This is a genomic window from Brenneria izadpanahii, from assembly GCF_017569925.1.
GTDB lineage: Bacteria > Pseudomonadota > Gammaproteobacteria > Enterobacterales > Enterobacteriaceae > Brenneria > Brenneria izadpanahii.
In genome coordinates this window covers 1,939,405-1,958,808 of record NZ_CP050854.1, presented here as the reverse complement: position 1 = coordinate 1,958,808, position 19,404 = coordinate 1,939,405, and the positions used below count along the sequence as shown (strand labels likewise).

The window sequence follows — 19,404 nt, the reverse complement described above, 5'->3', positions numbered from 1 at the left end:
TAAACCGCCGCCGGAATGATTCAGTATAACGGGGCTTTGGCCGACATCCTAGAATTCACGGTTTTTTGTCATCCCGGCAATCTCCGTTATCCTGGCCGAAAACTCTCCTTGTCTTCCACATGTATACATCCCCGTCGTCCGCGCGCGGTAAGCGGGAATGCTCGGAAGTAAAAGCAAGGGAGTGAAGATCATGACCGAGGGAAACGTTTTGACTACGGTCGGTTAGCACGGTATCTGCGAATATATCGCTAGCCTCCCTCGCGCCGGATATGATCAAGGGGCATAATACGTTAATCGTTTACCTTGAGAGCCTAAGAAATGTCTTCTATCCACGGTCATGAAGTTTTGCAAATGATGGTCGACGCCGGCGGGTCTTTTACTACTGAGCAGCTAATTGCCGCTATTGAAAAGCGTTTCGGCCATGATGCCCGTTTCCACACCTGCTCGGCCTCAGACATGACGGCAGCGGCGCTGGTTCAGTTTCTCGCCGATCGGGGCAAATTTATTCCGCTTGAAGCCGGTTTCACCACCAGCGCCAGTAAAATTTGTCAGCACTGAGTTATGCCTTTTACCTTACGCCCTTACCAACGTGAGGCAGTATCCGCAACGCTTGAATATTTTCGCCGCCATACCCAACCGGCGGTCATTGTGCTACCGACGGGAGCGGGAAAAAGTCTGGTCATTGCCGAATTGGCCAAACTCGCCCGCGGCCGCGTGCTGGTACTGGCGCATGTCAAAGAGCTGGTGGCGCAGAACCACGCCAAATACTGCGCCTGGGGGCTTGAAGCGGATATTTTCGCCGCCGGGCTACAGCAGCGGCAAAGTCAAGGAAAGGTGGTGTTTGGCAGCGTTCAGTCCGTCGCCCGCAATCTGGCGCAATTCGAACAGGCGTTTTCATTGCTGATCATTGATGAATGCCACCGCATCAACGATGCCGACGACAGCCAATACCAGCAGATTATCCAACACCTGCAGCAAACCAATCCGCAACTGCGCCTGCTGGGACTGACGGCGACGCCCTATCGTCTGGGGAAAGGCTGGATTTATCAGTATCACTATCACGGTATGATTCGCGGTGATGAACGCTGCCTGTTCCGCGATTGTATCTATGAGCTGCCGCTACGCTATATGATCAAACACGGGTTTCTGGCGCCGCCGGAGCGGCTGGATATGCCCGTGGTAAAATATGACTTCAGCAAACTGGCGGCCAGAAGCAACGGCCTGTTCAGCGAGATTGACCTTAATCGTGAGTTAAAGCGCCAACAGCGTATTACGCCGCACATCGTCAGTCAGATAGTCGACTATGCCCAGACGCGCCGGGGCGTGATGATTTTCGCGGCCACGGTTGAACATGCCGGTGAAATTCATCGGCTGCTGCCGGAAGGTCAAGCGGCGCTGGTGAGCGCCGACACGCCGACGACAGAGCGCGACGCGCTTATCGACGCCTTTAAACAGCAACGCTTACGCTATCTGGTCAACGTCGCCGTCCTGACGACCGGTTTTGACGCGCCGCACGTTGACCTGATTGCCATCTTGCGCCCGACCGAATCCGTAAGCTTATATCAACAGATCGTTGGTCGCGGCTTACGTCTGTTTCCCGGCAAAACCTCGTGTCTGATCCTGGATTATGCAGGAAACCCCCACGATCTCTATACGCCCGAAGTCGGCAGAAGCAAACCTCACGGCGACAGTCAACCGGTACAGGTTTTTTGCCCGCAATGCGGTTTTGCCAATCTTTTCTGGGGAAAAACCGCTGCGGACGGCAGCGTAATCGAACATTACGGCCGGCGCTGTCAAGGATGGGAAATGCAGGACGACGGCCAGCGCCGACAATGTGACTTCCGCTTTCGCTTTAAAACCTGCCCTCACTGCGGCGCGGAAAACGACATTGCCGCACGGCGCTGCCATCAGTGCGAAAACGTACTCGTCGATCCGGACGACATGCTGAAAGCGGCATTAAGACTAAAAGATGCGCTGGTGCTGCGCTGTAGCGGAATGAGCCTGACGCCGGGCCGGGATGCCAAAGGGGAATGGCTTAACATTACCTACTATGACGAGGACGGCGCAGACGTAAGCGAACGTTTTCGCCTGCAAACGCCCGCCCAACGCCACGTATTCCAGCTAAATTTCTTACGCATTCATCAACGGGCGCCCGGTGTTCCCTTCGTCTGGCAAAATGCCGCGGATATTCCGGCGCAGCAACATCTGTTACGGGCGCCAGACTTTGTTGTGGCGCGTCGTCAGGGAAAATTCTGGCAGCTGCGGGAAAAAATATTCGATTATCAAGGCCGTTTCCGGCGGGCAAACGAGCTGCGGGGATAACTTATTTCTCGGTTTTATTTGCCCGGCGAACCATATTCCGTTAGAATTCCGTCCGCTTTTGCACCGCAGAAGCTGAATAACCCAACTTGCTGCTGGGTCGCCTGTAGCAGGATTACTTATATTAAGTAGAGTAAAAAATGATTACTATCAAAGCAGAAGCACGTAAAGATCAGGGTAAGGGTGCGAGCCGCCGCCTGCGTCATGCTGGTAAATTCCCAGCCATCGTTTACGGTGGTTCGGAAGCGCCGATTGCTATCGAACTGGATCACGATGTAGTAAAAAACCAGGAACTGAAAGACGGTTTCTACGGTGAAGTGGTGATTCTGTCCATCGATGGCAAAGAAGTCAAAGCTAAAGTTCAGGCTGTACAACGTCATCCGTTCAAGCCCAAGCTGACTCATATCGACTTCGTCCGCGCTTAATCACGCCGAAGTCATTCCGGGACGCCGGGAGAAAAAACGCCGCTTTCGCGGCGTTTTTTTATGGCGGGCTATCCTGCCCGCCCCCTTCGGGCCGTTGCTGCGCAACGTTGAAAAACACTCCCTGTGTTTTTGGGTTTTTAACTATTATCCATACGCAATGAGCGTACGCTGGCACAGTTCCGAGCGCACACAATCCTCTTTACCGAACGACACGACGCCAATCATGTCATCCTCCGTAAAACGCTCCAGCGCATCACGCAGCCCGGATTTAACCCCTCTGGGTAAATCACACTGAGTGATATCGCCATTCACGATTACCGTCACATTTTCACCCAGACGAGTAAGGAACATCTTCATCTGGTTAACCGTCACATTCTGGGCTTCATCCAGAATTACCACCGCGTTTTCAAATGTCCGACCGCGCATATAGGCAAATGGCGCGATTTCCACTTTGGCTATTTCCGGCCGCAAACAATACTGCATAAACGACGCGCCTAATCGCCGTAACAGCACGTCATAAACCGGACGAAAATAAGGCGCAAATTTCTCGGCTATATCGCCAGGTAAAAAGCCCAAATCCTCATCGGCCTGCAATACCGGCCTGGTCACAATAATACGATCGACCTCTTTATGAATAAGTGCTTCCGCCGCTTTGGCCGCACTTAGAAACGTTTTGCCACAACCCGCCTCACCGGTGGCAAAGATTAACTGTTTATTCTCTATTGCAGACAAGTAATGCTCCTGGGCGGCTGTTCTGGCTTCAATGATCGAGGTGTCGCGATTTTCCCGCGCCATCCCTATCGATTCAATCCCGCCCATTTGTACCAGAGAAGTGACCGATTCTTCCTCACGCTGACGATGACTACGCGACTCACGTCTAATAACGCGTTTCGCTTCACGACGTGCTTTGATCACTGCTTTTTGTCTTCCCATAGTGGCACCTTACAGTTTGTTTCACTTACCGCACTGCCTGGCAGCGCGTGACGTTTCACTCACAACGAGGTTTGGCTTCCTTATTAAGCCGATGAAGAACAGAATAAATAACGCTCAAGCCGGAATAACATAAACACCGGATGGGCAGAGTAATTAACGAGGAGTAAACAGACCGAACAGATAAGAGAGAAAGTGGGGTTAACAACGAGTGGCGCAGTGTTGGAAATTGGTGGCGGGGAAATCCCTCGCATCGGCGAGTCCGTAGACAAGGATATTGATTTTGACTACTTAGTCCCAAAAAGGACACTACCATCCGCGTTCCTCACTGTGACAACAACTATTCCTATGAATAATGATTGACCATATTAAGAACTACCGCTAGTCATCAGACTAAAAAATTAGTGCCGGATGATTGCAGTAGTATGACAGTGCAATACTTTGCCTCTACTTTGCAAGTTTTTTTACACAGGTATAATTTTTACATATGCTTGAGATCTTATTATTTGCCGGAACTCATATCACTCGCGTTGCCAATAGCAACAACCAGAGCAATCCCTCTCCGGCGCGCTTTTTCAAAGTAAAACAGAGGTAACTAACCCAGAAAAAATAAAAACGGCATGTTATCGGTAGTATTTATACCAATCCAGATACTGATCATATTTTCGCAACGCGCTTCTGTAGATATCAGGTTTAATATCGGGGAGATAATCGTAAATATGCTGCTGGATGTTATCAATGGCGAAGTCTTCCTTTGGATGCTTTTTCGCCGCCAGCAATTCATCCAACCGCCGCAATCGAATAACATATTCACGCATCGTGCTATGCCTGATTTCCGTCTGTTCGATCAGATATTGGGTAAAAGCTTTGATATCGAAATAGTTGGCGTGAGTATTACATATTATTTCGCTACAGAAGCGGCAAAGCGGAACGAAATCCTGTTGAATGTTTGACCATGTATTATCATCAATCAGGTCGTCGATGCCGCCGATTGTTTTTTTATTAACCAGCTGCTGACGGAATGCCAATGAAACACGATCAAGCTCTTTACGACAGTGAGAACAATGGGTTTGCTTATGTTTAAAATCTTTCAGATAACGACTAAGGCGTTGTTTCTTCCGGGTTGATTGAGACATGAATCCATTCCATGACAATAATATACCCCATAAGATGGGTATACCGAGATAACATTATTCCTGCGCGAACAAATTTAAACGTCATTCATTAATTTCACGCGCAGGCGCTTTATCGCCTGGCTATGCAACTGACTGACCCGTGACTCGCCTACTTCCAGAACAGCGCCGATCTCTTTTAAATTCAGCTCTTCCTGATAATAAAGCGTTAACACCAGCTTCTCGCGCTCGGGCAGGTTTTCTATCGCCTCCATGACCCGATGGCGTAAATTACCTTCCATCAGTTGATGCAATGGATTGGAATCTTCGCTGCCCTCCAACAATGCTTCTGCGCTATCGCCATGCTCTTCACGCCATTCATCGTAAGAAAAAAGCTGGCTATTATTGGTATCCAGCAAAATCTGACGATAATCTTCCAGCGTAATATTCAGAGCGTGCGCAACTTCCTGTTCAGTTGGAGCCCGGCCAAGCTGTTGTTCAGCCTGCTGCATCGCTTGTGCCACTTCCCGCGCGTTACGCCGCACGCTGCGCGGAGCCCAGTCGCGGCTGCGTAACTCGTCCAGCATTGCGCCACGTATCCGTTGAACGGCATAGGTGGTAAACGCCGTACCTTGCAACGAATCGTAGCGCTCAACGGCGCTGAGCAAACCGATACCGCCGGCCTGCAACAGATCATCGAGTTCAACGCTCGCAGGAAGACGAACCTGTAGCCGCAATGCTTCATGGCGTACTAAAGGGACATAGCGCTTCCAAAGCGCGCTTTTATCCATTGTGCCTTCGGCGGTATACAGATCGCTCACAGTGACAAATACCTACGATGATAATGTTATCGTCACTATTATGCTTTTGATGAGGGTTGCCAATCGCTTGAATAGCGCAAGAAAAGGAAGGCTAATTAAGGTATGCCGACATCGGCGTGGTTGAACACCTGCTATCGCCATGACGTAAAACGGCAATCGCCATAGCCCCCGACAACGCAGACCTATTACCAATACACGTTATTTATCCCATAAAAAAGATGAAAGCGGGTCGGGAAAATAAAACTATCGCTGTGGATATATGATGGCGATGGCCCGTTATCTTAGCGCGTTATCATCAACAGGGAAGTGGCAGAAGAAGAAGTGTGAATGCGCTGCGCAGAAAAATGACGTTTACACGCTTACCCAAAGCGCAAAAACCTCTTTCCAGCGACAGCCCAAATAGGCAAATCACCAACATCATAGATATTGGATGAATTAGCGTTACCTGGGATTTTGCCTTACGGCTATCAACCGCCATAAATTAGATGGATTAGCATTAAATCCCGTTATAGATGAGACCGCCTATCCTCCGTTTAAATTAACACTACCATTTGTTTTGCAAAAGAATTACAGCCCCCAACCGTAAGGATTTCCTATTATCCGCCCGCCGCCCGCCTTGGTTAGGATAGAAAATTATCAATCGGTCGGCCTCTCCGACGCTAAAGAGAGAGGCATCCATAGGGTTAAGAAGGATGAATTTATGTGTAGTCAATCGGCAGTAAATAACAAAGCGGCCGCAAGCGGTCATGAGCCGGATACCGCTCAAACGCCGCATCTGCGCCGCGTTCTGGGACTGCCCGCGCTGGTGTTTTTCGGCCTGGTGTACATGGTGCCGCTGACGATGTTCACCACCTATGGCGTAGTGACGGAGATAACCGGCGGACGCACCGCCAGCGCCTATCTGATTACGCTGGCCGCCATGCTGTTCACCGCGCTGTCGTATGGCTTCATGGTGAGAAAGCACCCTATCGCCGGCTCCGCTTATTCTTATACCAGTCTCAGCTTCGGGCCGGGGATTGGCTTTCTCACCGGTTGGTCGCTGCTGCTGGATTATCTGTTCCTGCCGATGATCAACTATCTGCTGATCGGCCTGTTTCTCAATATCGCTTTCCCTATGGTGCCCGCCTGGGTATTCGTGGTGACGGCGATAGCGCTGGTCACCGTACTGAATGTGATCGGTATTAATTCGGTGTCCGGCATGAGCAATATTATCGTTGGCGCGCAGATCCTGTTTATTGTGGTGTTTGTCGCGATGTCCGTCCGTCACCTGTACGCTATGCCGGCGCTGGATTTCAGCGCGCCTTTCGTCGGCGATGGCAGTCAGCCCGGCTTTGCGCCGCTGATGGCCGGCGCGGCGGTGCTGTGTCTGTCGTTTCTCGGCTTTGATGCGGTATCGACGCTGGCGGAAGAGACCCACCAGCCGCAGCGTGATATTCCGCGCGCTATCGTGATCACCACGCTGGTCGCCGGGGTGTTGTTCACCGCGCTGGCGGTAGTCAGCCAACTGGTGTTTCCCGGCAGCGTTTTCAAAGATGCCGAATCCGCCGCCACCGAAGTGATGGGCACTGCGGGCGGAGCATTGCTGAGCAGCCTGTTCACAGCGGCTTATGTCGCCGGGTCGATTGGCTCGGCGTTGGCCTCCCAGGCGTCCGTTTCCCGCATACTCTTTAGTATGGGTCGCGACGGCATTTTGCCAAAGCCGCTGTTTGGCATCCTGTCGGCGCGTTTTAGCACCCCGGTGGGCGCCATCCTGGTGGTGTCGCTGATTTCCCTGCTGGCGATAGTGCTCAGCCTGACCACGCTGGCTTCGATGATCAGCTTCGGCGCGCTGGTGGCCTTTTCCGCCGTCAATCTGGCGGTGATCCGCAGCTATCTGATAGTGGAAAAACGCCGCAGCGCGCGCGACCTGCTGCTCTATGGCGCGATCCCCGCCATTGGCATGGGCATGACGCTATGGCTGTGGACCAGCCTATCGGGGATGACGCTAATCATCGGTCTGAGCTGGTTCGCGGCGGGCATTATCTACCTGATGGTGCAAACGCACGGCTTTCGTCACAAGGCGCCCGGAGCCAGCTTTTCCGAATCGCTTTGAACTCACTGCGGAGAAAATGAATGCTAACGATTTACAGCGATACGCACCGGCTGCATCACGGTCAGTATGAGCTGATGGGGGGAGAATTTACCCCTTGTTACGAAAAACCCAGCCGCGCCGACATGGTTCTGGCGCGCGTAAAACAGGTAGAGTTGGGTGAAATCAAAACCCCCGACGATTTCGGCCTGGAGCCGATTTTACGCGTACACAGCGAAGAGTTTGTGCGTTTTCTGCAAGGCGCCTGGCAGGCATGGCAAGCGCTAGGCCGCGATCATGACATGCTGCCGCTGGCATGGCCGGTGCGCCGTTTGCGCCAGAAGGCGCCGGACAGCATCGACGGACAGCTTGGTTATTACTCGCTGGACGCCAGCGCGCCAATCACTGCCGGCACCTGGCAGGCGATCACCGGATCGGCGAATGTGGCGTTGAGCGGACAGGCCGAGCTCGGCCGCGGCGCCCACGCGGTGTTTTCACTTTGCCGTCCGCCAGGGCATCACGCCGCAGCGGACTATATGGGCGGATATTGTTTCTTCAACAACGCGGCGATCGCCGCACAGGCGCTGCTTGACCGGGGCGCGGGGCGAGTGGCGGTGCTGGATGTCGATTACCACCACGGCAACGGCACGCAGGATATTTTTTACCAGCGCGCCGATGTACTGTTCGTCTCTATTCATGGCGATCCGCGTTTCGAATATCCTTACTTTCTGGGCTATGCGGACGAAAAAGGAGTGGGCGTCGGAGAAGGCTACAACATCAACTATCCGCTGGCCGCCGGCAGTGACTGGCGAATATGGAATCAGGCGTTGCAAAGCGCTATACGCCAGATACGCGCCTATGCGCCGGACGTGCTAATCGTGTCGCTCGGCGTGGATACCTATCAGGGCGATCCCATTTCGCACTTTACGCTGCAAAACCAAGACTACCTGCGTATGGGCGAGCAGCTTGGCGCGCTGGGCATGACGACGCTATTCGTCATGGAAGGCGGTTATGCGGTGGAAGAGATTGGCGTGAACGCGGTGAACGTGTTGCAGGGGTTCGAAACGACCCACCGTTAAGGCCGGTGCCGGGCGACATGTTGCCCGGTCTGGTGCTACAAATCACGCTGACTTGCCAGACTGTCGCCGCCGTCTGAACTGCCGTGCAATCGTGATATCGGTTTCACTGAAAAACGGTTTGAACACGGCATTGTGGGACAGCATACCGCCACTTCCCTATGGTGGTGATCGCTCGCAATTTCAGGAAAGCGGCGCAGTAAAAAGTGTGAAGGCGTTTCGTAGAAAATTACTCGTCAGCGGCTGACATCACCGTTTGCATATCATCATCGGACAGATCCGTCATCTGCTGCACTTGCTGCGACGGCATGCCGTTTTTCAGCATCTGGCGGGCGATACGTAACGCACTGGCCTTCATACCTTGTTCTATGCCTTGTTCCAAGCCTTTAGCCAACCACTTTTCTTTTCCCTGTTGAAGCCCTTTCTCAAAGCCTTCACGTTTCAGTTGGTTCGCGATGCTTTCCATATTCTCCCCCCGTTCACCGGTTAAAGGTGCCTTTACCCCATCAAGAAAGGCCCGATAATCGGATGTCTGCCCCGTTTTCAGTATATAAAACATCAACGCCCGCTGCGGCGTCAAGGGCAGTGCCCACAATTCCATCAATAGTCCGATATCCCGCGCCAGCTCCAGCATATCCCGCGTGCGGATATGCTTCAGCACCAGCTCTAACAAGGCGACCCGGCGATGAGTTTTAATTTCCTCATCTGAAGTTACCGTCAAATCCAGCAGTGGGAAGGTCGTGGTATAAACCTGCTGCGCCAGCGACGGATCGTGAAAGCTGTCCAGCCAGTTCAGGCTGTATGGGTACGGACTGCTCTCGCCGTGATAAAACAGCAGTGGCACCACCAGCGGCAACGTGTTATTCCCCTGAGACAGATGTTGTTGCATCGCCGCCAAACTATAGCGCAACAGCCGAAACGCCATCATCTTGTCCGGGGTGCTCTGGTGCTCGATAACACAATAAATATAGCCTTTCCCCTGCGTGGTGCGGCAGGAATAGAGCATATCCGATATACGCGAACGCAGTTCCTCATCCACAAATGAAGCCGATTCCAGTTGCAGGGTGGTGAAATCACAGAGCGCCTGAATCTCCGGCGGCAGATGGATGGAAAGAAAGTCCTGTGCAATATCGATATTACTGAGAAATTGCTTGAAGATGGCATCGTGAGGCTGCATGGCGCCGATTCCCTATGGCAGTCATTGCCTGCTACCTTAGCGGATAATCATCAACAGGAAAGCGACAGAGGAAAAAGTGTGAAGGCGCCTCGCAGAAAATTATTCGTCAGCAGATGACATCACCGTTTGCATATCGTCATCGGACAGATCGGTCATCGGTTATACCGGCTGCGGCCATAATGACCGCCATCGGCTATTGAAGATCCGCATACCCGTCATACTGTAATTTGCAGGATGACGGGTATTAAGGATATGGGATTAGGCAAGCACGATCTCGATCAGATTCGCCCGACCTGAGCGGATGCCCTGCTCCACCGCGGGCGCGATATCGTCAGCCCGGGTGATGCGTCTGGCGTTTACACCCATTGAGCAAGCCAGCGCCTGATAATCGATTTCAGGATTGACTAAATCCATGGCGATGAACCTCTCGGTTTGGGCTGCCAGATAATGCTGCTGGCTGCGCATGAAATTTTTCAGCACATTGTATTGCCGGTTATTCATGACGATAAACGTGACGGGGAGATTCTCATGCGCCGCCGTCCACAGCGACTGAGGCGAATATAGCGCAGCGCCGTCCCCCACCAGCGAAACGACGGGCGCACGCCCCAGACCAAGAGAACAGCCGACCGCCGCCGGCATGCCCCACCCCAGCGCCCCGCCTCTTAAAAAGGAGTATTGTTCATACGAAGGGCTGTTCAAAAACTGGCGCACCGCGGAAGAGGTGACGATCGCTTCGTCGACGATGGCGACATCGTGTCCGATAACCCGCATCACCTCGCGGGCCGCCACCAGCGGCGAAATAACGCCCGACGTATAGTCATTTTCAGCCAGCTCGTATAACGTTTTTCTGTCCGCATCGCGCTGTGCTCGCAAGGCGTCGCGGTTAGCGTTTCTGTCCGAGCGGGTCGGCTGCGTGAGCCCGGCCAGTATCGGCAACAGGGCGTCAAGCGACGCGCGCAAATGGCCGACCAGCGAAAGGCGCGTGGGATAGGTTCTGCCGAGATCGCCCACATCAGAAGACAATTGATAGACCGCGCAGTTGTCCGGCACCGCGGATGTCGAGGTATACAGAATGGAAATCAGCGATTTCCCGCCCAAGGCGAAAATCGCATCATAGTTGCTGAGCACGTCCGCAATCGCCGCGGCCTGAGTAGGCAAATTCCCCGCCCACAGCGGGTGCGACGTCGGAAACGGGATCCGCGACGGCCAGGAAGAGCCGTACACCGGCGCGCCCAGCATTTCGGCCAGATCGACGGCCTGCCGCGCCGCCTGACTGCTGTACAGCTCATCGCCGGCGATAATCGCCAGCCGTCCGGGCGGAAGACGAGTCAGCTCTTCAGCCAACGACTCCAGCGATGAGGCCACGCTATGCGTATCAATCACTGAGCGCGACAACAGCGGCGTATCGCTCATCTCTTCCATGACGTTCATGGGCAGCGACAACATCACCGGCCCTGGCGGCGGCGCCACCACATCGTGAAACGCGCGGCGCAGCAAAACCGGCAACTGCGAGGGATGCGACACTTCCTGCGCCCATTTTACCGCCGGTTGAGCCAACTGCACCAAATCGCCGAATAACAACGGATCGGTAATGGCGTGGCGCAGATCCTGCTGGCCGGCCGTCACCACCAGCGGCGTATGGGAAATCTTAGCGTTGAGCAAGTTGCCCATGCCGTGTCCCAACCCGCCTGCCGTATGCAAATTCAGAAAACCGGGCTTACGGGCGGCCTGAGCATAACCGTCCGCCATGGCGACGGCGCTCGCCTCCTGCAACGCCAGGATATAGCTGATATCGGAATTGCCCACCAACGCATCCATCAGCGGCAATTCGGTCGTGCCCGGATTACCAAAAATATATTCAACCCCTTCGCTGGCCAGTATCTCGAGCAGAATTTCGGCCCCTTTGCGCGCCGGCACCTTATCTATGGATGTGAAAGCACTATCAGTCATGGTATACCTCATTCCGTTAAGTGATTATTAGTCAAAAAATCAAACAGCTACGGATTCTGGACGACATGATAACGCCGCAGGCAAACAGAGTTCACTTACTTATTTTGAATTGTTGGAATGTTAATTTGAGAGATGTCATCTCGCCGGCAATTTAAAGATCGCGTGCGATTGCATGGCGCCGCTTCCCTGTGGTGGTGATTGCACGCTACTTTAGCGGATTGACGGTCTCAGGGAAGCGGCACAGTAAGAAGTGTGAAAGCGCCTCGCAGAAAATCACTCGTCCTTAGAAGAGATCACCGTTTGCATATCGTCATTGGACAGATCGGTCATCTGTTGAACCTGCTGCGACGGTATACCGTTTTTCAGCATCTGGCGGGCGATGCGTAACGCACTGGCCCTCATGCCTTGTTCTAAACCTTGTTCCATGCCCTGACCGATCCCTTGCTGAAGCCCTTTCTCAAAACCTTCACGTTTCAATTGGTTCGCGATGCTTTCCATATTCTCCTCCCGTTCACCGGTTAAAGGTTCCGTTACCCCATCAAGAAAGGCCCGATAATCGGATGTCTGCCCCGCCTTCAGTATATAAAACATCAACGCCCGCTGCGGCGTCAAGGGCAGTGCCCATAATTCCATCAATAGCCCGATATCCCGCGCCAGCTCCAGCATATCCCGCGTGCGAATATGTTTCAGCACCAGCTCTAATAAGGCGACCCGGCGATGGGTTTTAATTTCCTCATCCGAAGTCACCGTCAAGTCCAGCAGCGGAAAGGCGGTGGTATAGACCTGTTGTGCCAGTAACGGATCGGTAAAACCGTCCAGCCAGTTCAGGCTATAGGGATACGGACTGCGCTCGCCGTGATAGAACAGCAGCGGCACCACCAGCGGCAGGGTTTTATTCCCCTGAGACAGATGTTGCTGCATCGCCGCCAGCGTACACCGCAACAGCCGGAACGCCATCAGCCTATCCGGGGTGCTCTGATGCTCGACGACACAATAAATATAGCCTTTCCCCTGTGACGTATGGCAGGAATAGAGCATATCCGACACCCGTGAGCGCAGTTCTTCATCCACAAATGAAGCCGACTCCAGTTGCAGCGTGGTGAAATCACAGTGTTCTCGGATTTCCGGCGGCAAATGAATGGCAAGAAAATCCCGCGCGATATCGATATTCCCGAGGAATTGTTTGAAGATAGCATCGTGAGGCTGCATGGCACCGCGTCCCTGTGGTGGTAATTGCCCGCTACCTTAGCGGATTATCCCCAACGGAGAAGCGGCAGAGGGAAAAGAGTGGAGGCGCTTCGCAGCAAAATGCTATTCAATTTGTTTATCCATAATACGCCTGATCCCATCCAGCGCCGGATTATAATTTCCACATTTATGGTAAAGTTCTTTGGCTTTCTGGTACATTTTCGAACACTCTAATATCACGCCAATATTATAGTTAGCCTTATAAGAATTCACTCCTTCATTACTTCCAGGCTTCATTTTCGTGCAAAGTAAAAAAGTATCAACCGCGCGCTGAAGTTCACCATTATTCATTAATATCAACGCTTTTAAAAATACAAAATCTGTCGAATCACAATATTCTTCATATTTCAGAATAGATAACGCTTTTTTGTATTCACCCACATTGATCAGGGAGTATCCATAACTTTCTATCAAAATTTCATTATAGCTATAGGAAAAGTTTTTTTGTAAAGCCAGCGCAGTTTCAAAACTCTCAGCAGCCAGAGAATAATTCTTGTCCAAAAAATAACTTCTTCCTATCTGATAATGCAGATAAGGTTCTTCAGGCGTTGACTCAAGGGCTTTTTTAAGCAAGCTAATATTTCTAGCTATTTTATTTTTACTTTGCAGGATTTCTTTTCTGTAGCCGATATGATTTAAGGAAATGGGGACCATAAATCTGTTGCCAGACACATTCTCGTTATTTTTAGGCACAATTTGCTCATGGATAATGCCCTGATAATAATAAAGATCCTTCCTGAATAAACGGCTAATCGGTTCTTTGACGACCCCGACACCGTCTCCCTCATCAATATGATTAACCTGAACAACTCTGCCGATCGCTTCCGGGTTAACATGCATCAGTTGATGCAACGCACTGATATCAATAGAAGCGATTTCCTCATCCGCATCGATAATCAGTACCCAATCATATTTTGCGAACGATAAAGAATAGTTTCTGGCGGCGGAAAAATCAGATGCCCATGTAAAGTCATAAACCTTTTGGGTAAAGCCCGCGGCGATCTCCCTAGTATCATCAGTCGATCCCGTATCCACCACCACGATATCATCAAAATATTCAGCAATACTGCTAAGCGTATTTTTTAGGTATTGAGCTTCGTCTTTAACGATCATGCAAACAGATATCATATTGACACCATACTGAAAATTTATCAAATATACAGAAAACCCGTACCATCTAATCAGGAACAAAATACATTACAGTTTCGTCAGTACCTTCTGTGTAATGTCGAAAATACAGTTTGTAATCAGCTCGAATAGACAGTATTTGTTCAACTAAATACCAAAAATCATTTGGCTTGTGATAAACGCAAATAGCGAGTTTCGGGTGATGAGCCAAAATAGTTTGTTTTGCTCCAGCGATTGCATCTGACTCCGCTCCCTCGATGTCCATTTTGATAAAGGTTACTCTGTCTTTAATGACGTTATCTAGAGCATCAACATGAATGACGGTATTACCGCTATCACTGATTTTTGATGCCGAAGCGACACCTTCATTGCTGTCGAAATTTAACTGCTGCGCGCAGTAAGATAACCCTAATTCATAGAAAGCAACTCTCGGCAGAGCATGTAGTTTTCTCTTGGCCAACGTAATGATGTCAGGGTTAGGTTCAAACAAATGAATGGTATGATAATCGGGATAACGTTCAGCAAAAATCAAACTATTTAGCCCATCATAACCACCGGCATCAACGAAAGATTCCTCATCCAGCCTCAGAAAATCCTCAAAGTACTGATCTTCCATCCGGTTAGTGAAAATACTCATTTGAGACAGATCGCGATATAGGCGAAATGTTACCAGGCGACGTAAGGTTTCACGGCTCAGGTCGTCACTCATCAAACAATAAAGCCTATCGTATTTCTCTTTATTTCGACTATAGTCATCAGCAAAACCAATCCAATGAGGAATATCCGGCAGCAGTAACCCAGAATATTTCTGAAAAAAGAAATAATCGATAAAATCAATATTTTTATCGGACAGTTTTTTGCTAACCGTTAACGGACTCATACAGGATACGAAAAGCACCATCGCATCTTCGGGTAGCGCATCTAAACTATGCGAAACCGGTTTACCGAGATAAATCGTATCCGTACTTGTTTCATCAATAAATCCCGTAATGTTCAGTGTATTATTTATTTCCACAGCAAAATCATTTCTGCCAAAGACATATTTTGGCCTTTTAGATTCAATAAACTCCTTACAAAATAAAAGCTTACTTTCATGTGGAATATAGTTTTCTATCTTCATACACTGCCCTATTCAATAATAATTTCTGCATAACGCCGGTTTTAGGCTTATTTACTCACTGCCGATTATGACACGCTCATGAGTAATGCTACTTTCATTAGCGCAGTGCAAAAATCTGAGTCCTTCGTATGCCACATTTAAGCCGAACACCATCTTGTTATGTTCACCTTTCAACACCGAGGCAATATCTTCATAGTAATTGGCGAAGGCCTCAATGAACCCTGCCGGGTGCCCAGCCTTAAAACGGCAATAGCGCGTCTGATTCGCCACGCGGTTTTTCGGATGAGTACGATCGACGATCCATGACCCACCATTTACGTCGCTCATGTGCAGAATTTCAGGATCCATCTGCAACCATTCCGCTGCGCCTTTACTACCAAAGATACGTATCCTCAATCCGTTACGATAGCCCAGCGCCGCCTTACCATACCAGTAATTGCAAACCACTCCGCCGGTGTAATGCGCGATGCAATTTACGGTATCAATAACGTTGGTAACCTCGCCAAAAGCGCTGCTCGCGGCATAAACGTCCAGTGCTTTCTCGCCAATAAGGAAATGGACGATTTGGTGGACATGTACGCCTAAATCTAGGGAAACTGTCGGGATCTTTCCATCTGTCTGACGCCAGCTTTGCGGTTTGGATACCTGCCCCAGCGACGTATGTCGTAAAAAGCCTTCCTGCGGCATCTCGATCATGATCTGCGAAATCGCCCCCAGCTCACCATCGGCTATACGCTGCCGCAGCTCCCTTATCATTGGATAACCTGTGTAATTGAATGTCACCATCAACTGACCCTGTGTCGAAATCAGGGTACGGTTAATCGACTCAATATCTTCCACGCTGGCTGCCAACGACTTTTCGCAAATGACCGTAAGCCCCTGCTCCAAACAGGCAATAACGATATCGGTGTGTGTCGGCGTTGGAGTAAGTACCACAACGGCATCCAATATCGCTTTTTCGGCACGCAAAAAATCATCAATACTGTTGTATGCGCGCTCGGGTGCAACACCCCAACTTTCCGCAGTCAACCGGTTGATTTCTCTGTTACGGCTAAAACAACCAGCCGCCAACTCAAAATGACCATCCATCTGGCACGCAATTTTATGCGTCATGCCGATCGCAGAGTTAATTCCACCGCCTATAAAACCTAATTTCAGTTTAGGACGAGTTGTAGTCACGCTCATGGCTGTATCTCTGTTAGTCGGGGGTTGATGGTGAAGTGTTTTTTCAGGGAAGGCGTATGGCGCAACATGAGTGTTTCATCGGGAAACTCTGAAAAAAGGATAGCGGCACGGTCAAAAGGCGCTTCTAATAAAGATTCGCCACATTTTTTCAAAGGGACGGCCGCGATAACCTGAGCGTACTCATGCTGGCACTGTAGTGAGATGTAGGTTGTTTCTTCCGCAACAGACACCGTATGTCTGGCAATAAACCGCGTTATGGGCGGACGCTTCATAGTAATTGGTAAGTCATGACCGAGGAACGGCGCAGCAAACAGGGCTGCGTAAGGTATGCCCGTCGCGTATTGAATCAGTAGGCTATATAAATCCCCGGGCAACGACGGGTCAATTCTATTAGCCAAAAATCTTCTCCGAATGAAATAAATTGTGTGTGCACCAGACCATCGCACAATTGCAAATCGGTAATAATGTGCTGAATACATTCACTGACTTGGCTCTTAAGCGACTCGCTCATTTGAGCACTCAGGCAACTGCTATTTACCTGATACGGGTATACCGTGCAGAACTCATCAACATAAAACTCACAAACGATACGACCATTACGCACAAATGCGGAATGACTATGCAACTGCCCCTGCTTGAACTCTTCAACCACTACCTCGCCCGACATTGATTCCGCCAGCGCAGAATGGTAAGCCGCGCCAATCAAATCTGCATCGTCAATCATGACAATACCGCGGCCGCTATAGGAATCGGCAGGCTTAACCAGCACAGGGAAACTCAGTTCGTCAATCTGATCCAATGACATTACAGCTTTCGGAATCGGCAACCCCTGGCGCTTGGCGTAGTGCCGGAACCGATCCTTTTTAAACAAGATATCCGCTGTATCGGGGGCATCAAAGCCGGGTAGTCCCAGTTGAGCGGCGACACTAGCCCCGCTCAAATAAGAGATATCCGTCACGCCGGGCAACAACGCAGAAATATTCTCTTGCCGCGCCAACGATAGAATCTGATCTACTTGAGAGTAATCCATGACGAAAGAGCGATGCGCAATACGGTGGCCGGGATCGGCGGTTTTCCCGCTGCACACGCCAACTATCGCGCCCATATCGATAGCAGAATGAATTATAGGAGTAGCCGAGAACCCTGCATCAAGGATCAATGTATTAATATCAGGCAAGATGCTCTCCGATGTGTAATTACGTTATTATCAGCGCTTTTCCCATCATAACGGGAAAGCGAGTGTGAACGAATGCGACCAAACCAAGTGTAAATCGCAAGGTGCAGCATATTTAACTTTGGATATATCGTTGGCATTACGCCGATTTATCCAAAAAATTCACCATTACAGCCGGCAACTGTTCCGTAATGAAAGTGTTGACTACGCTAATTACCCTATTCTGCTCGTCTTCCATAAGACCGGGATAAATCGGCAGACACAGTACTGAATCAGCAATATTCATAGCGACGGAAAGATTCTCATTTTGAGAACTGGAAAGTCCGCGATACATGGGGAATGTGCTAATAAGAGGGTAAAAATAACGTCGCGGCAGAATATTTTCAGCCTTTAACGCATCATAAAGCGCATCACGAATTTCGGCATCAGCGCCATTGATAAAAATCGGAAAATAGGCGTGATTCCATTTAACGTTTTCAGACACGTCGACCAAACGAATGGCCGATATATTCTGAAAAGCCTGTTTATAACGGGCGTAAATACGCTCTCTTTCTTGCAATGCCCGATCTATGTGCCGCAGTTGCAGTAAACCGAACGCAGCCTGAACCTCATTCATTTTGCCGTTAATTCCCGGTGCAACCACCGTCACTTCATCGGCAAAACCGAAATTTTTTAGGTAATCGATACGTTTTTTAGTTTTCGCATCCGGGCAAATGATGGCGCCACCTTCTATGGTATTGAACACTTTAGTCGCATGGAAACTGAGGATAGAGAGATCGCCATGGTTTAAAATGCTGACGCCGTCCTCTTTCACACCGAAGGCATGCGCCGCATCATAAATAACTTTCAGGCCATAGATATCCGCTATTTGCTGAATACGTTTCACATTAGCTGGAATACCATAACAGTGTACGGGTAATATCGCCGATGTCATCGGGGTAATAGCCCGTTCTATTTTTTCCGGATCGAGGTTACAGGTAACAGGATCAATATCGACAAATACGGGTTTTAAACCATTCCATAACAGCGTATGAGACGTCGCGACAAATGAATAGGGAGTCGTGATCACCTCTCCAGTAATACGTAAAGCCTGCAGCGCCGTCAGCAACGCCAGTGTGCCATTGGCAAATAAACAAAGATGCTTTACGCCCAGATACTCGGCTAACGCCTGTTCTAACTGTTGGTGAAATGGTCCGCCATTGGTCAATTGTTTATTGCCCCATATCTGTTCAAGATAGGGTATAAATTCTTCCAGCGGCGGAAGCAGCGGGCTGGTAACATATATATTCTTTTCTATATCGCTCGACATAATTATTTTTATACCCCGCAACAAATTTAAGCACGCTACCGCTCCTGATTTACCGCCACCAGATGCTCTTAACACTAAGGCAACGCCTTCTGATAAAAGAAAGCGCTTACCCTTTGACAGAGAAACTTTTTGGAGATTCTCCGCTACAATATATTTTCCATGCGGTTCTCAATGCCTCTTCAAAATAGGTCGCTGGGGTGATAGCCCTACTCTTTTGGCTACCGGAAGCTCGTTCCCGCATACCAGCCCGGAGCTGGGAAAGTCGCTCCAACTCATGCGGCCAACTAAGCGCCTTCTGCACATATTCCTCCGGTGAATAGGCAATAAACTCATCCAGTCCCCAGGCTCTTCCCCGGAAACGC

17 protein-coding genes are annotated in these 19,404 nt (G+C 50.3%); 5 read left to right on the top strand and 12 right to left on the bottom strand.

What is annotated here, in order from left to right; all coding sequences use genetic code 11:
• Window positions 1-318: 318 nt before the first annotated feature.
• The 3 genes from HC231_RS08765 to rplY all read left to right on the top strand — a co-directional run bounded on the left by HC231_RS08765 (window position 319) and on the right by rplY (window position 2,744).
• Window positions 319-558: a YecH family metal-binding protein gene (locus tag HC231_RS08765; RefSeq protein ID WP_208230624.1), complete on the top strand. Its 240-nt coding sequence runs from the start codon at window positions 319-321 to the stop codon at window positions 556-558.
• A 3-nt stretch (window positions 559-561) separates the two neighbouring features.
• A complete protein-coding gene (radD, locus tag HC231_RS08760) occupies window positions 562-2,322 on the top strand; it encodes a DNA repair helicase RadD (protein WP_208230623.1) in 1,761 nt (586 codons plus the stop codon).
• A 137-nt stretch (window positions 2,323-2,459) separates the two neighbouring features.
• Entirely contained in the window at window positions 2,460-2,744 is a 285-nt protein-coding gene (gene rplY, locus HC231_RS08755) for a 50S ribosomal protein L25 (RefSeq protein ID WP_208230622.1), read from the top strand.
• Window positions 2,745-2,888: 144 nt separating this feature from the next.
• Here the strand turns inward: rplY and phoH are convergent, their stop codons facing one another.
• The 3 genes from phoH to HC231_RS08740 form a co-directional block, all read right to left on the bottom strand.
• Complete coding sequence (phoH, locus tag HC231_RS08750) at window positions 2,889-3,677, bottom strand: phosphate starvation-inducible protein PhoH (protein WP_208230621.1); 789 nt, start codon at window positions 3,675-3,677, stop codon at window positions 2,889-2,891.
• A 620-nt stretch (window positions 3,678-4,297) separates the two neighbouring features.
• Window positions 4,298-4,810 carry a flagella biosynthesis regulatory protein FliZ gene (gene fliZ, locus HC231_RS08745; RefSeq protein ID WP_208231269.1) on the bottom strand — a complete coding sequence of 171 codons (513 nt, stop codon included), beginning with the start codon at window positions 4,808-4,810 and terminating at the stop codon, window positions 4,298-4,300.
• Window positions 4,811-4,884: 74 nt separating this feature from the next.
• Window positions 4,885-5,607 carry an RNA polymerase sigma factor FliA gene (locus HC231_RS08740; protein ID WP_208230620.1) on the bottom strand — a complete coding sequence of 241 codons (723 nt, stop codon included), beginning with the start codon at window positions 5,605-5,607 and terminating at the stop codon, window positions 4,885-4,887.
• 700 nt (window positions 5,608-6,307) lie between these two features.
• On the opposite strand from HC231_RS08740, the gene HC231_RS08735 reads away from it, so the two are divergent.
• Both HC231_RS08735 and HC231_RS08730 read left to right on the top strand, forming a co-directional pair.
• Window positions 6,308-7,699, top strand: a complete 1,392-nt coding sequence (locus tag HC231_RS08735) for an APC family permease (RefSeq protein WP_208230619.1) — start codon at window positions 6,308-6,310, stop codon at window positions 7,697-7,699.
• 20 nt (window positions 7,700-7,719) lie between these two features.
• Window positions 7,720-8,754: a histone deacetylase family protein gene (locus HC231_RS08730; RefSeq protein ID WP_208230618.1), complete on the top strand. Its 1,035-nt coding sequence runs from the start codon at window positions 7,720-7,722 to the stop codon at window positions 8,752-8,754.
• Window positions 8,755-8,980: 226 nt separating this feature from the next.
• Here HC231_RS08730 and HC231_RS08725 read toward each other — a convergent pair whose 3' ends face one another.
• The 9 genes from HC231_RS08725 to HC231_RS08690 all read right to left on the bottom strand — a co-directional run bounded on the left by HC231_RS08725 (window position 8,981) and on the right by HC231_RS08690 (window position 19,042).
• Window positions 8,981-9,928 (bottom strand): Rpn family recombination-promoting nuclease/putative transposase, encoded by a 948-nt coding sequence (locus HC231_RS08725; protein WP_208230617.1) that lies wholly within the window; start codon window positions 9,926-9,928, stop codon window positions 8,981-8,983.
• Window positions 9,929-10,186: 258 nt separating this feature from the next.
• Window positions 10,187-11,878: a thiamine pyrophosphate-binding protein gene (locus HC231_RS08720; RefSeq protein WP_208230616.1), complete on the bottom strand. Its 1,692-nt coding sequence runs from the start codon at window positions 11,876-11,878 to the stop codon at window positions 10,187-10,189.
• Window positions 11,879-12,151: 273 nt separating this feature from the next.
• Window positions 12,152-13,087 carry an Rpn family recombination-promoting nuclease/putative transposase gene (locus tag HC231_RS08715; RefSeq protein ID WP_208230615.1) on the bottom strand — a complete coding sequence of 312 codons (936 nt, stop codon included), beginning with the start codon at window positions 13,085-13,087 and terminating at the stop codon, window positions 12,152-12,154.
• Between the two features lie 102 nt (window positions 13,088-13,189).
• The gene (locus HC231_RS08710; protein ID WP_208230614.1) at window positions 13,190-14,254 is read right to left on the bottom strand and encodes a glycosyltransferase; all 1,065 of its coding nucleotides are present in this window, start codon (window positions 14,252-14,254) and stop codon (window positions 13,190-13,192) included.
• A 49-nt stretch (window positions 14,255-14,303) separates the two neighbouring features.
• Window positions 14,304-15,374, bottom strand: a complete 1,071-nt coding sequence (locus tag HC231_RS08705) for an FkbM family methyltransferase (protein ID WP_208230613.1) — start codon at window positions 15,372-15,374, stop codon at window positions 14,304-14,306.
• A gap of 51 nt (window positions 15,375-15,425) precedes the next feature.
• The gene (locus HC231_RS08700; RefSeq protein ID WP_208230612.1) at window positions 15,426-16,559 is read right to left on the bottom strand and encodes a Gfo/Idh/MocA family protein; all 1,134 of its coding nucleotides are present in this window, start codon (window positions 16,557-16,559) and stop codon (window positions 15,426-15,428) included.
• The gene (locus HC231_RS23930) at window positions 16,556-16,957 is read right to left on the bottom strand and encodes a hypothetical protein (RefSeq protein ID WP_246494754.1); all 402 of its coding nucleotides are present in this window, start codon (window positions 16,955-16,957) and stop codon (window positions 16,556-16,558) included. The genes HC231_RS08700 and HC231_RS23930 overlap by 4 nt, the downstream gene beginning before the upstream one ends.
• Complete coding sequence (locus tag HC231_RS23925; RefSeq protein WP_246494752.1) at window positions 16,906-17,736, bottom strand: ATP-grasp domain-containing protein; 831 nt, start codon at window positions 17,734-17,736, stop codon at window positions 16,906-16,908. Before HC231_RS23925 ends, HC231_RS23930 begins: the two co-directional genes overlap by 52 nt.
• Before the next feature lie 136 nt (window positions 17,737-17,872).
• Window positions 17,873-19,042 carry a DegT/DnrJ/EryC1/StrS family aminotransferase gene (locus HC231_RS08690; RefSeq protein WP_208231268.1) on the bottom strand — a complete coding sequence of 390 codons (1,170 nt, stop codon included), beginning with the start codon at window positions 19,040-19,042 and terminating at the stop codon, window positions 17,873-17,875.
• Between the last annotated feature and the right edge of the window lie 362 nt (window positions 19,043-19,404).